The organism is Francisella salina, assembly GCF_000219045.1.
GTDB lineage: Bacteria > Pseudomonadota > Gammaproteobacteria > Francisellales > Francisellaceae > Francisella > Francisella salimarina.
In genome coordinates this window covers 192490-205874 of the sequence record NC_015696.1, presented here as the reverse complement: position 1 = coordinate 205874, position 13385 = coordinate 192490, and the positions used below count along the sequence as shown (strand labels likewise).

Genomic DNA, 13385 nt, shown 5'->3' with positions numbered 1-13385 from the left:
CCCTCAGTTATGCTTAATTAGTGTACCTAAATACTGATTTTAACTTATTGATAAAGTCACCACCTAAGACAAAAAAACTAGCCACAAAAATAATATCGCCACTAAACAAGACAAGCATCATATTTAGCTGACCAACTTGGTTAATTTTGTCAAAAATTAGTATCATCTCAAGCAATAATGTTGGGTATACCAAACTAGCAAAGAACATCACTAAACCAATGCTATGCCTTTTACGACTAATCGGCTTCTGTGTTGTAAAAGCTGATTTAAATATTGTCTTAATCGCTGATTTTATCGTATCAATTATTACTTTACCTAATAGCATAACTGATATTAGAAAAATTCCCTCCGCACTAACAAGCAAAATTGATGAAATAGCCAAATAGCTAGATGTAGATAACCCCAAAAAAGGCATTATGCAAAAAACTACAACATAAGGCACAAATGATAAGATAAATAACAATAATCCTAAATAATATTTCCAATCTTTTATCATGTTAACTACCCTGCTTAATCAATGACTCTTGTATAGCAATCTTTAATGCTTTAGTAGCATCATTAGTGCTCATACTAGGTATATCAGCTTTATTTACAACTTGCTGTGGTGCATATGGCACATGTATAAATCCAACTATCTTATTAGGATATGTCTCTAGTAAATGATACATTACATGATTACAAACATATGTTCCTGCACTATTAGATATATATGCTGGAATACCCTGCGCTTGTATTGCATCTTGGATTTGATAAATTGGTAACTTAGAGAAATAAGCATTATCACCATTTGTTGATATTTTGACATTCTTAGGCTGATAGCCATCATTATCCGCAATCCTAGCATCATCGACATTTATTGCTACTCTTTCGATAGAGATTGCTGCTCGTCCTCCAGCTTCGCCAATTGCAATAATCACATCAGGATTATATTCTTTGATTAACTTATCTAACTCATTAACAGAGCCTTTGAATGTAACTGGAATTTGTCTTTTAATAACCTTAGCTCCATCAATAGAGTCTTGAAGCTGTTTAACTGCTTGCCAAGATGGATTTATCTTTTCTCCACCAAAAGGAGTAAAACCAGTTATAAGAACAGTTTGTGAATTCGCTGAAACAGCAAAAGTCAAAAATATAAATATACTTAATAAAAATTTTTTCATGATCCCTACCTATTCATACAAACCTTTAATTAGTGTATCAGATTTAGATTTAGTATTTTTTGTTGTACTTTTAATCAAACTTAACAGTTCTTGGTAATTGCTAAAACTTTTTCCGGCATATATGCTCGCATTTAAAGACTTTAATTGCTCTTTTAATTGTGGGAATATCTCAGCAACCTCTAATAATGAAAAGAGTTGCTTATCATTTTTTGTATTAGCCCAACCAATAATTGCTTTTTGAAGCTGTATATTATCTTTATTAGCACATGCTTTTTTAATATCTTTTATGCTTGCAGGATTTTTATCATCTGTAACAAACTTTTCTTCAGTTATATTTTTAGCTTTTCGAGTTAGTTTACACTTTATGAGTAGCATAAATGTAATCAGCCATAATACAAAAATCCCTATAGCCACATTTCGCCAAAAAGTATCTTCAATAACCTTTTTAATAACTTGTGGTGCTGTTTGACTACCTACATTAAAACTTGTACTAGGTATAGTGCCTTTTTTGACATCAAATGTTTTTGCAGCTATTGTCGCAAGTTGTGACTTGCTATTATCAATATCAAACCATTTCAATGTAACAGCAGGAACTGTTGTTTTACCTTGCTTAATAGGCATATAGCCAATCTTATAAGTCGCTGTACTTATTAACTGACCACCTTGCTCGACATCCTCTAGTACCGGTTTCTCAGGGTAAACATTAAAAGCATCAGAAGATTTAAATTCTAATTTTGGAATATCTTCACTTAAAACGCCTTTTGCCTTAATAGTTACAGTCCTAGTTAGTAGTTCTCCCTCTTTTATGGTATCCCCTGCTGACCAGTTGTCACTAAGCTTAACATCTGAAGCAGGGAACCAGTCCTTAATCGCTATTTTTTGGGGAATTGGTTTAATTCTTAAAAATTTGGCATCCGTGGAGAAGCTCTTAACCCTAGTTCCTAGTTGCCCAAATCTATTCGGAATAGTTGCTTGCATTGCGATAGGTGGAATAGCAATAGTTCCGGTTCTATGTGGGATTATCAAAAAACTTTCTTCAACAACATCATACATTTTGCCATTAATACGCTTTTGATAAGTTCTTCTGTGATTGGTTTGTTTTATTTCAGAGTTTTTTATATCAAAATTTCTAGGATCCAGACTCAAAATAGGTGTCGAATAATACAACTTCAAAGTATACAACACAGGCACATTAACATAAGTTTCGTTTGTGGCTAATGTGCCTATGGCAAATATATCTTGATAGTTACTTGCCTCTTCACTTGAGAGTTTTTTATCTACTTTTATAGAGATTGGCTTAGTGGACTCGTTACCGACTTTAATTGATGGTATTGTCAAATTACCTGATCTATTTGGCATAAGAGTAACAATCATCTCAAATTGTGAACTTGATTTACCATTTATAACAGTAGTCTTACTGCTGGTACTAGTGTTATAAACTGTAAAATCTTTATCTAAAACATCTAGGTCAGGCTGAGTGTCAAAATCATCTAGGTGGAGTATTAGCTCAAAAGTTTCTCCATACTCAAGATGAGTATTCTCGACACTAGCTGTGACATTAGCATAACTAATATTCAATCCAGCGATTAACAGCAAAAGTATACTTACTAATTTTAATAATTTAGTTCTCACGCTTATCTCCTATCATCCTCTGGTAGTCACGTGCAAATTTATTTTTAAGAAGTCCTCCAGGATTACTGTCTATCGCAGCTAATAGCTTATTCGCCTCTTTATCATTTAGTTCTTGTTGGCGCTGATCTTCTGCGGCTGACTGCTCAGGATTATCTTTATTATCTTTATTGTCTTTATTGTCTTTATTGTCTTTATTGTCTTTATTGTCTTTATTGTCTTTATTGTCTTTATTGTCTTTATTGTCTTTATTGTCTTTATTGTCTTTATTGTCTTTATTGTCTTTATTGTCTTTATTGTCTTTATTGTCTTTGTTGTCTTTGTTGTCTTTGTTGTCTTTGTTGTCTTTGTTGTCTTTGTTGTCTTTGTTGTCTTTGTTGTCTTTGTTGTCTTTGTTGTCTTTGTTGTCTTTGTTGTCTTTGTTGTCTTTGTTGTCTTTGTTGTCTTTGTTGTCTTTGTTGTCTTGAGACTTCTGCTGATTATCCTTTTGTTTATCTAGCTCTTTTGCTACTTCTAAATTATTTTTTGCATCTGCAAAATCTGGTCTTTTTTGTATAGCTTTTGTATATGCGTCTATAGCTTTTTTATATTCGCCAATGTGCGTTAAGGCATTACCCTGATTATACAACCCTTTAGCTGAATCATCTTTTTTAAACTCTTGATATGCATTTTGGTAGTCTCCAGCTTTATAGTATGAAGAACCTTTCCAATTACTATTTTCAAAAGCTTCAGCCGCTTTTTTTGCATTACCACTATCATAATAGCTCATGCCTTGTTGATCTCTTGTTTGCCATAAATCATTCCACTTATTCGCAAAACAAAAACATGGTAATAGTGACAAGATAAATATTAATTTTCTTAGCGACATATTCTCTCCAAAATACCTCTTCTAAAAAATAGTAAACTCATAGCTACCAGTAACCAAATAAAATAAATTCCCTCATCCTGCCAAAAAATATTTGCCGACTTTTTATCTGATTTCTTTTTACCATTGCCTTGTGTATCTGATAGTAACTTCTTAATATCAGTATTATTAGCAGTTAAAGTCACTAATTTTCCAGATCCAGCTTTTGCTAATGCTTCAAGTTGATTCATATCTATACCAAAATACTGGATATTGCCTCCATCATCTTTTATATAATTACCCTTATCATCTTTAGCAATACCGCCTTTTGGAGTTCCTATTGCATATACATCAGTATCTATACCCTGCTCTGCTAACTGTTTTGCTTTGGCGATAGCATCAGCTGATGGTGCTGAATCTGTTATCAAAATTATCTGACCTTTTTTTGCACTTGCTTGAGTAATTAACTGAGCAGATTTTTCTATAGCTTTATAGATATTATTACCCTGCACAGGAACAATATCTGAATTAATAACAGGGACAAGGTTCTCAACAGTATTCGCATCAGATGTTAATGGCGAAACAACAAATGGCTCACTTGAGAATACTATCATCCCAACCTGACCTTCTTTTATTCTACGCAAAATATCCAAAGTCTTATATTTAGCTCTCTCAAGCCTAGTTGGAGAAACATCTGTAGTGTCCATAGACTGTGAAACATCTAAAGCAATAACTCTCGAAACATTTTCTTGATATACAGGCACATCTTTATACTTCCATGTAGGACCTGCTAATGCTAGCACAGATACAATCCACAAGCATAAAAACAGAAATGGTACTAATGACTTTTTAGTTTTTGACTGCTTACCTACAACTATATGCTCCAATAAATGAATATCACAATACTTAGCCCAACTATTTGCTTGTGAAGAACTTCTAAAAAGTAAAATAACAAAAACTACAATAGGCACTAATGCTAACAGCCACCACGGACGCAGAAAATGAAAATCCATACTAATATCCTCTCCTACGCTTCAACCATACTATAGCCATCACAAAACTTAACAACAATGCAAAACCAAGACTCCAAGGATATAGATATGTAACTGGTCTAACTACTGTTTTGTCTGACTCTATCGGCTCTAGCTGATCTATCGATTCATATACTTGTTTCAAATCAGTACTATTTTGAGCTCTAAAAAACTTCCCTCCGGTCATTGTGGCAATTTTTTGTAATACTTCTGTATCAAGATCCTCTGATGTATTAACTAATCTTTCACCAAAAGTAGTCTTAACCATCATCTGTCCACCACCCAAACCTATGGTGTATATCTTTATGTGATACTGTTTTGCAAGTTCTGCTGCCTGCAAAGGTTGTAGCGCTCCGGAGTTATTTTCACCATCTGTTAGCAAAACAAGAGCTTTAGAGTCACCTGGATATCTTTTGAGCTTCTTAACTGCCAAACCTATAGCATCGCCTATAGCAGTTTGTGGACCTGGTAAGGCAATACTTGCATCATCAAGCATTTTTTTGACAGTTGGAATATCAAAAGTCAATGGCGTTTGTAAATATGCCCAAGTACCAAAAAGTATCAAACCTACTCTATCTCCTTGACGAGTATCTAAAAACTCATTAGCAACACGCATTACAAGATCAAATCTTGACTCCATTTTACCATTAGATTTCTGCATATCTTGGATAGCCATACTACCAGACAGGTCAATAGCCATCATTAGATCCCTACCACTTTGCGGCAAGCTAACTGGTTTGCCTAACCACTGAATACCAGAACCTGAAATAATCAATAATATCCAAATAGTACTTAGAATATATTTAAGATAATTCGCTTTGGTAAAGTCTCCATTTTTATTACCTCTCAACTGAGATTCTAACTGATCAAAAAAAGGTGTTTTTAGTGCTAGCTGCTTATCATGTTTTACCCTTGGAAATATCCAATAGCTAATAACAGGTAAAATAATCAAAGCCAAAAACCAAGGATATTCTATATTAATCACAATACTCTCCTTAGCCACTGCTCTGCCACAGTCAAAATTTCATTTAGCGTTTGTCTATCTAATTCGACAGCTCTATAACTATTTGCCAACATATTAGCTTTGGTATTTTTAAAATTTTGCTTTTTCATTTTAGAGTCAAGAAACTCAAGCCATTGCTCGCCATGTAGAGTTTTGATTTCTTGGTTTGGAAATTTTTGTAATGCTACTCTTTTTAGATATACCGAGATATTCTGCAAAGCTTCTTTAGGTTTATTTTGTTGAGTCTCTTCTATTGTCCTTCTAAAATCATTAACAATAGAATCCTTGTAACTATTTCTCTTTTTCCTAAAATGTAGAATGATCAAGAAGATAATAAAAGCTAGTACAATCAAACCTAAAAGTAACCACCAACCATAAGCCAAAGGCCACCATTGAGAGACCCTTGCAGGCAAATAAATATCTTTTAATTGAGCCAAAAGATCATTAGTTTGCATAATTAGCTATCCCATAGTTTATTGCTTTAACCAGATCATCATTCGTTGCTATCTCAATAAACCCTGTTTTATTCTTACGTGAAAAATCCTTTATCGCAGTGTATCTTTCTTGATAAAGGTTTTTATAAACACTTCTTTGTTTCTTACTCGCAGCATCTAATACTATACGATGCTCACCATCACTAAAATAATATGTATCTAAAGCAGGTAACTCCTTTTCTATAGGATCATAACTAAATATATTTATAACCTCATTTTTAGCTCTCAATAATTTAAGATACTGTTTTGCTTGCTCATCAAAACTACTAAAATCACTAATAATAATTATCACACTATTACTACGAACTTTAGCATAAAGAAACTTTATAACATCTGCTAATTTCTTTTGAGATTTAATCTGATAATCTTTGTGATCAGTCGTTATAAGATTAAACATTTTAATCAAGGCTGATTTATCTTGTTTTGCAGGGTAGAAGTTATAGCCTTGATCATCAAAAATAATGCCTCCAACCTTATCATGCGCCTCTAATGCTCCAAATCCCAACAATGCTAGTGTATTGGCAGCCTTAACACACTTAAAGCACTCCCTTGTACCAAAATTCATTGTACTATTTTGATCAACAATAAAATACAGACTACGTTCACGCTCTTCATGATAAACTTTAGTGTATGGCTTACCAAGTCTTGCCGTAAGTGACCAGTGCATCAATCTAATATCATCGCCTGCTTGATAATGTCTAACCTCATCAAAGTCCATACCACGACCTTTAGCATTAGAAATATTCGTACCAGCATTAGTCGTATTAACTTTCTGATTAGCAAATAATTTTAGTGACTTTGCCTGATAGCGATGATTCAAAAGCTCTTGGATATCAGCCTTAATGCCTTTATAACTTTTCATTGAAGGTATACTCTATGGGATTGGCACAGCCTTTAGCAATTCAGCAATCACATCATCACTTGTGATACCATCAACATCTGCTTCAAATGTTAGCAATATTCTGTGACGTAACACTTCATATATAACTGCATGGACATCTCCAGGAGATACATAATCATTACCAGATAGCCAAGCATGTGCTCGAGCCGCTCTATCTAGCGCTATTGTTCCTCTAGGACTTGCACCAAAGGCAATCCATTTTTTGATACTTGGACTATATTTTGATGGATCTCTAGTAGCTAGAATCAATTCAATAATATATTGCTCAAGAGCTGCTGACATCTGAACATTCAAAACTTCTTTTTGTGCTGCAAAAATTGCTTCTTGAGAAATATTTGGGTAGCGTAATTTATGCCCTAATGCCTCACCTCTGCTTATTGCCAGAATCTTTGCTTCCGTTTTTGGATCCGGATACTCAATCTTCACAAAAAGCATAAATCTATCTAACTGTGCTTCAGGAAGTGGATAAGTACCTTCTTGTTCAATTGGATTTTGTGTAGCCATCACCATAAAAAGATTAGACAAAGGATAAGTCTTCTTACCAACCGTAATCTGCTTCTCTCCCATAGCTTCAAGCAATGCTGACTGAACCTTTGCAGGCGCCCTATTTATCTCATCAGCAAGCAATAGGTTATGAAATAATGGCCCTGACTGAAACTCAAAGCTCTGTTGCTGAGGTATGTATATCTCTGTCCCTGTCAAATCTGCCGGTAAAAGATCCGGCGTAAACTGCACTCTATGATAAGAGCAATCTATACTTTCAGACAATGTTTTGATCGCAGTTGTCTTAGCTAACCCAGGAGCTCCCTCTACAAGTAAGTGTCCTCCAGCTAGCAATGCTATCAATAAACGCTTATTTAAATTTTCTTGACCAACAACACGATTGTTTAAGAACTCTAGTAATTCCTCAAACTGATTATATACAGACACAGTCTCTCCAAAACCTCTTATCTTCTTTTGTAGAGTATATGGGTTGTTACTAGTTTTTCAAGAGTCTAGGCTCGATATAACTAATTTACAAAGATTAAACAGTGTTATAAACTTTAGTTTATTAACTAAAATCGACAAAATTCTTATGAAATTTCTTAAAATGTGGGCAGTATCAATGCTAGTAAGTTTAACACTAGTTAGCTGCTCGAACACATCTGATTTAACTAGCAATCTGAACTCAGCAGGCGAATCTATTGCAAGATTTGTGAATGGTACTTTTTCTGCTAAAATTGATAACACTAGCCTGCAAAGTGTATACAATGCAACACTTTTGGCTCTAAATAACGGTAGTAATAAAATAGTAACTAGCAACATCAATGATGACACCGCGAACATCACCGGCACGTACACTATCAACGGCAGTTTTTTTGACAAGGACCACACGGTTAATTTTGATATAAAACTACTCAAAGGTAACGACAATACTGTTAATTTACTTATCCGAATAGGTAAGTTTGGCAATAAAGAAGCATCTGTTAATTTACTAACAAACATAAAGAGTAATCTAGGATTATAAATAATGAGTGTAAGTACCCCAAAAGTATTATCTATTCAATCTCATGTAGCCTATGGCTATGCCGGTAATAAAGCTGCCGTATTCCCTATGCAGCGTCTTGGTATAGAAGTCTCTCCAATATATACAGTCCAGCTCTCAAACCACACTCAATACGACTTTTTTAAAGGTTCTTTTTTTAGTGCTGAAGATATTCAAAATGTTATAGAAGGCTTGATTACTAACAACTTCTTAGCAAAACAGGATGCTATCTTATCTGGATATATCGGCAACGTCGATGTTGCTAAAGTTATTGCAAATACAGTCACATTACTAAAAGAAAAAAAACAAGCTAGCCTATACTGCTGTGACCCTGTCTTTGGTGATAAATATGATGAAGATGAAACAGGACATATTTTTGCATCAAACGATCACCCAGAAATATTCTTAAAATATTTATTACCATTAGCTGACATAATTACACCAAATATATTTGAGCTAAGTGTACTAAGCGGTGTCGAGATAAGAAAACATGAAGATATAGTCAAAGCATGCCAAAGTCTAATTGTAAAAACCAAAAATGAAAAACAAATCATAATCGTTACAAGTGTGTCTTTTGATAAAAATAAAACTGGTATTGCAATTTACCAGAACAATAACTTTTCTTATATGGAATCTGCAAAATATAAAGTTCAACCTAAAGTAAGTGGCTCAGGTGATATTACTGCAGCGATGTTTTTAAGTTATCTTTTAAAGGGTAAAACATTAGATGAAGCTCTAAGTTTGGTTACTAGATGTTTGGACGGCATCTTCAGGGTTACACACGAATTAAACACTGATGAGCTAGCCTTAATACAAGCACAGGAGTACATCAAATAATGGATCGTTATAGCAAAATCACAGATGTCCATCGCTACAAAAGAGAAATCGTACTGCTAAAAAGTCGCCCTTGTGCTTATGGAAAATGTACTTTTTGTGACTATATACTAGATAACTCAAAAAATATCGACGAAATCAACTCTATTAATTTTGATATTTTAAACAATGTTAGTGGAGAGTTTGGTGTCCTTGAAATAATAAATTCAGGCAATGTATTTGAACTTCCTCAAGCAACTAAAAATCGTATTAAAGAAATAGTCCAAGAAAAAGATATCAAACTACTATTTGTCGAAGCGCACTGGATGTACAAAGACCATCTACACAAAATAAAAGATCTATTTGATACTAATATCTTTATCAAAACTGGTTTAGAAAGCTTTGATAATCAGTTTAGAGAAAAAATTTTAAATAAAGGATTCTTTCATACATCACCCCAACAGCTAAGTGAGCTATTTGACTCAGTTTGTCTCTTGATTGGTGTCAAAGGTCAAACAAAAGAAATAATAAAAAAAGATATTGAAATAGCTAAAAAACACTTTAATCACACGACTTTGAATCTATATGTAAACAATACAACATCAATAAAAGCAGATGAAGAGTTGAAAAAATGGTTTTTAGATGAATATAAAGAGCTATTTAATGATCCACAATTTGAGATACTTGTCAGCAATACTGATTTTGGTGTTGGTGACTAATGCAACTTTAGCTGATATCAAAATACGTTGAAGTATGCTATCTTTGTAGTACAAGTGTACTTTAGGGGAAGATGTTGCAACACACTCTCAAACAAATTTCCGATATTCTAAAAGCAAGAATAATCAATAACCCGTCTACTGAAGTTATTATTTCAGGACTTAATTATGCGGAATCCGCAAAAGAAAATGATTTGACTTTAATAGATCAACACGAGCATATTAAGCTTTGGGAAAACTCAAAGGCTGCTGCTGCTATTGTCAGCGATAAGATTAGCACTGAGTTAGCAAAAATTAATGATAAGCCAATATTGGTAGTGAATAACGCAGACTTAGCCATGGCTAAGGTACTAGAACTATTCTCTGTACCATATCCTGAACAAAATGGCATTCATGAAAAAGCTGTTATAGACCCATCAGCAAAAATTGGTAAAAATGTCTCAATTGGCCCAGGAGCATACATTGGTAAAAATGTTAAAATTGGTGATAATACAATAATCTACGCCAATGTATGTATTTATAACGATACAAAAATTGGTACTAACTGCATTATATGGCCTAGTGTTACAATTCGAGATAGAACAGTTATAGGACACTTCTGTAGACTGTACTCAAACTGCTCTATAGGTACAGATGGATTTGGCTACAGACCTTCAGAAGATGGTAGAAGTATAGTTAGAATTCCTCATATAGGTAATGTTGTGATTGGCAGTTTTGTAGATATTGGTTCTAACACATGTATTGACAATGCTAAATACGGCTCAACAATAATTGGTGATTATACAAAAATCGATAACCTAGTTCAGATAGGTCACAATGTCATTATTGGTAAAGGTTGTATGATATGCGGACAAGCAGGTATCAGTGGCTCTGTAACAGTAGGAGATGGTGTAGTAATAGCAGGTAACGCCGGCATCAAAGATCATACCAAAATAGGTAGCGGAGCTCGAATAGGCGGTAAGGCTGGTGTGATGTGGGATGTACCTGCTGGTGAGAGTCATATGGGATACCCTGCCTATAAAGATACTGAATTAGCAAAACAATGGATAGCCATCAGGAAGCTTCCAGAAACTATGAAAAAACTCAAAGCACTAGCAAAAAGTCTAAAAATAGATCTTTAATCTTTAAATTAAATGCATTTTATACATAAGAAATTTAAATATAACAAATAAGATTTTTAAATATGCAGCTTGTAGCAATATAAATTCAACCCCTCCGTTTTAAATAAATAACTTCTCAAAAGCTAATATATAGCTTAATTTCACCTGCATTAGGTATCTAAACTCAAACCAGATACTATACCATTTTAGTATACTCAAAGCCTTTATTTTCAATATCTTCACTCGAATTTAATTTTTGATTTAGGCTATTAATATGTTAAAATTTGGAGTGTATAATTATAAGGCAAGAAAAGACCTCTAAATTATCAAATTATAAGATTTTTTCTTTCCAATTCTTTTACAAAAAGGAAATAACACTAAAATACTAGAACTATAAGGAGAGGCAACATGTTACCAACGCTCATGTCTGTTGACTTAGCAAGATTGCAGTTTGGTTTAACAGCATCATTTCACTTCTTATTTGTTCCTCTAACGTTAGGGCTAACGTGGATTTTATTCACAATGGAACTAATGTACGTAAGAACAGGTAAGCAAGTATATAAAGATATGGTGAAGTTTTGGGGTAAATTACTCGGAATTAACTTCGCTCTAGGGATTATTACTGGTCTAACTATGGAGTTTGAATTCGGTACTAACTGGTCATACTACTCTCAATCAGTAGGTGATATTTTTGGTACACCTCTGGCTATTGAAGGCTTGGCAGCATTTATGCTTGAGTCTACTTTTGCTGGTTTATTCTTCTTCGGCTGGGATAAGTTATCAAAGAAACAACACTTACTGTCTACATTCTGCTTAGCAATAGGTTCAAGCTTCTCTGCGTTACTAATATTGGTTGCTAACGGTTATATGCAACATCCTGTTGGTTCTGAGTTCGTTGCATCTACAATGAGAATGGAAACTGTAAGCTTACTTCAAGTATTCCTAAATGAAACAGCACAAACAAACTTTGGTCACGTGATAACAGCTGGATACACAACTGGTGCGACTTTTGTAATCGGTATTAGTGCTTTCTATCTACTAAAAAATCGTGATAGCGGTTTTGCTAAAAGATCTTTGGGTGTTGGCTTAGGTTTCGGTATCGTTGCATGTACTATGGCGATGTTCTTCGGTGATGCAAACGGTGTAGATGCATTTAAAGTACAACCATTAAAAATGGCTTCGATAGAAGCTGAATGGGATACTTCTAAAGCTCCTGCTGCTTTCAATGCTGTAGCTATCCCAAGCAATGCTGACCAAGAAAACCATTATGCAGTAGAGATTCCTGCTGTACTTGGCCTAATCGCTACTCACTCTACAGATGTAGAAGTCCCAGGTATCAAAGCTATCCTCTATGGAAAAGCAGATGCTAATGGCACTAGAGACCCTAGCCTTGCATACTATAGAGATATCACAACAGGTGAAACTGCTGATGTATCTCCAGAAGTAGCTGCTGCTAACCCTGCTAAGTACGAAAAAGTACCTGCTGCGGTAGTTATGATTAGAGATGGTGGTTTAGCGTATGCAGATCTTCTTAAGTGGAGAGAAACTGGTCATGAAGGTGATACTCCTGATGCTAGCTATGTTAACTACAACAACCCTGAATACCAAAGATATATGGGCTTCGGTAAGTTACTTGTACAAGTAGCTCAAGAGAAGTACGGCAAAGCTGATTCAGATACGATAGCAAAAGTTGCTAACGATCCTGAATTAGTAAAAGCAACTGCTACTAATATGGTTCCTGAAGTTGTTAGCATATTCTGGGCATTCAGAATAATGGTTGGAATTGGCCTATTATTGTTTGCTCTAATGTTTGTTGGCTTAATCCTACTTGCTAAAAACTCTTTAGGTAGCTCTAAATTTAGCAGACTTGTATTAAGAGTAATGCTATGGTCAATCCCATTACCATTTATTGCTTGCTCTGCTGGCTGGTTCGTAACAGAACATGGTCGTCAGCCTTGGACAGTATATGGAGAGCTTCCTACTAGTATAAGTTCTTCAGCTCTTACGGCTGCTGATGTAGGTACATCTATGGCAATCTTCTGTCTAATAGACTTAAGCTTATTTGCTGTACTAATTTTCTTAATGTTCAAGTATGCAAGACTAGGACCTAGTTCGTTAGGCACTGGTAAATACCATTTTGAACAAAACAAAAATGATAAATAAGGAGAG

General features: G+C 34.5%; 14 protein-coding genes. 5 read left to right on the top strand and 9 right to left on the bottom strand.

Annotated elements, in window-relative coordinates; all coding sequences use genetic code 11:
- Positions 1–13: 13 nt before the first annotated feature.
- The 9 genes from F7308_RS00970 to F7308_RS00930 are packed head-to-tail and all read right to left on the bottom strand — an operon-like array spanning position 14 to position 7992.
- Complete coding sequence (locus tag F7308_RS00970) at positions 14–496, bottom strand: transporter suffix domain-containing protein (protein ID WP_013921988.1); 483 nt, start codon at positions 494–496, stop codon at positions 14–16.
- A gap of 1 nt (position 497) precedes the next feature.
- Complete coding sequence (gene pcp, locus F7308_RS00965; RefSeq protein WP_013921987.1) at positions 498–1160, bottom strand: pyroglutamyl-peptidase I; 663 nt, start codon at positions 1158–1160, stop codon at positions 498–500.
- Positions 1161–1169: 9 nt separating this feature from the next.
- Positions 1170–2792, bottom strand: a complete 1623-nt coding sequence (locus tag F7308_RS00960; protein ID WP_013921986.1) for a BatD family protein — start codon at positions 2790–2792, stop codon at positions 1170–1172.
- The gene (locus tag F7308_RS00955) at positions 2782–3657 is read right to left on the bottom strand and encodes a tetratricopeptide repeat protein (RefSeq protein ID WP_013921985.1); all 876 of its coding nucleotides are present in this window, start codon (positions 3655–3657) and stop codon (positions 2782–2784) included. Before F7308_RS00955 ends, F7308_RS00960 begins: the two co-directional genes overlap by 11 nt.
- Positions 3648–4646, bottom strand: a complete 999-nt coding sequence (locus tag F7308_RS00950) for a vWA domain-containing protein (protein ID WP_013921984.1) — start codon at positions 4644–4646, stop codon at positions 3648–3650. The genes F7308_RS00955 and F7308_RS00950 overlap by 10 nt, the downstream gene beginning before the upstream one ends.
- 1 nt (position 4647) lies before the next feature.
- Complete coding sequence (locus tag F7308_RS00945) at positions 4648–5649, bottom strand: vWA domain-containing protein (RefSeq protein WP_013921983.1); 1002 nt, start codon at positions 5647–5649, stop codon at positions 4648–4650.
- Positions 5646–6122 carry a DUF4381 domain-containing protein gene (locus F7308_RS00940; RefSeq protein ID WP_013921982.1) on the bottom strand — a complete coding sequence of 159 codons (477 nt, stop codon included), beginning with the start codon at positions 6120–6122 and terminating at the stop codon, positions 5646–5648. The genes F7308_RS00945 and F7308_RS00940 overlap by 4 nt, the downstream gene beginning before the upstream one ends.
- Complete coding sequence (locus F7308_RS00935; protein WP_013921981.1) at positions 6112–7023, bottom strand: DUF58 domain-containing protein; 912 nt, start codon at positions 7021–7023, stop codon at positions 6112–6114. The genes F7308_RS00940 and F7308_RS00935 overlap by 11 nt, the downstream gene beginning before the upstream one ends.
- 12 nt (positions 7024–7035) lie before the next feature.
- A complete protein-coding gene (locus F7308_RS00930; RefSeq protein ID WP_013921980.1) occupies positions 7036–7992 on the bottom strand; it encodes an AAA family ATPase in 957 nt (318 codons plus the stop codon).
- Between the two features lie 145 nt (positions 7993–8137).
- Between F7308_RS00930 and F7308_RS00925 the strand changes: the two genes are divergently transcribed.
- From F7308_RS00925 to F7308_RS00905, 5 genes are all read left to right on the top strand, one after another.
- On the top strand, positions 8138–8569 hold the full coding sequence (locus tag F7308_RS00925) for a DUF3568 family protein (protein ID WP_041263869.1): 432 nt from the start codon (positions 8138–8140) through the stop codon (positions 8567–8569).
- 3 nt (positions 8570–8572) lie between these two features.
- A complete protein-coding gene (pdxY, locus tag F7308_RS00920; RefSeq protein ID WP_013921977.1) occupies positions 8573–9424 on the top strand; it encodes a pyridoxal kinase in 852 nt (283 codons plus the stop codon).
- On the top strand, positions 9424–10119 hold the full coding sequence (locus tag F7308_RS00915) for a radical SAM protein (RefSeq protein ID WP_013921976.1): 696 nt from the start codon (positions 9424–9426) through the stop codon (positions 10117–10119). Before pdxY ends, F7308_RS00915 begins: the two co-directional genes overlap by 1 nt.
- Before the next feature lie 74 nt (positions 10120–10193).
- Complete coding sequence (gene lpxD, locus F7308_RS00910; protein ID WP_041263867.1) at positions 10194–11237, top strand: UDP-3-O-(3-hydroxymyristoyl)glucosamine N-acyltransferase; 1044 nt, start codon at positions 10194–10196, stop codon at positions 11235–11237.
- A gap of 387 nt (positions 11238–11624) precedes the next feature.
- Positions 11625–13379, top strand: coding sequence for a cytochrome ubiquinol oxidase subunit I (locus F7308_RS00905; RefSeq protein WP_013921974.1), 1755 nt, complete (start codon positions 11625–11627; stop codon positions 13377–13379).
- Positions 13380–13385: the final 6 nt, after the last annotated feature.

Bases quoted from the DNA above. Each gene is read 5' to 3' on its own strand.
- F7308_RS00970 (WP_013921988.1), bottom strand. From the start codon at position 496: ATGATAAAAGATTGGAAATATTATTTAGGATTATTGTTATTTATCTTA.
- pcp (WP_013921987.1), bottom strand. From the start codon at position 1,160: ATGAAAAAATTTTTATTAAGTATATTTATATTTTTGACTTTTGCTGTT.
- F7308_RS00955 (WP_013921985.1), bottom strand. From the start codon at position 3,657: ATGTCGCTAAGAAAATTAATATTTATCTTGTCACTATTACCATGTTTT.
- F7308_RS00950 (WP_013921984.1), bottom strand. From the start codon at position 4,646: ATGGATTTTCATTTTCTGCGTCCGTGGTGGCTGTTAGCATTAGTGCCT.
- F7308_RS00940 (WP_013921982.1), bottom strand. From the start codon at position 6,122: ATGCAAACTAATGATCTTTTGGCTCAATTAAAAGATATTTATTTGCCT.
- F7308_RS00935 (WP_013921981.1), bottom strand. From the start codon at position 7,023: ATGAAAAGTTATAAAGGCATTAAGGCTGATATCCAAGAGCTTTTGAAT.
- F7308_RS00925 (WP_041263869.1), top strand. From the start codon at position 8,138: ATGAAATTTCTTAAAATGTGGGCAGTATCAATGCTAGTAAGTTTAACA.
- pdxY (WP_013921977.1), top strand. From the start codon at position 8,573: ATGAGTGTAAGTACCCCAAAAGTATTATCTATTCAATCTCATGTAGCC.
- F7308_RS00915 (WP_013921976.1), top strand. From the start codon at position 9,424: ATGGATCGTTATAGCAAAATCACAGATGTCCATCGCTACAAAAGAGAA.
- F7308_RS00905 (WP_013921974.1), top strand. From the start codon at position 11,625: ATGTTACCAACGCTCATGTCTGTTGACTTAGCAAGATTGCAGTTTGGT.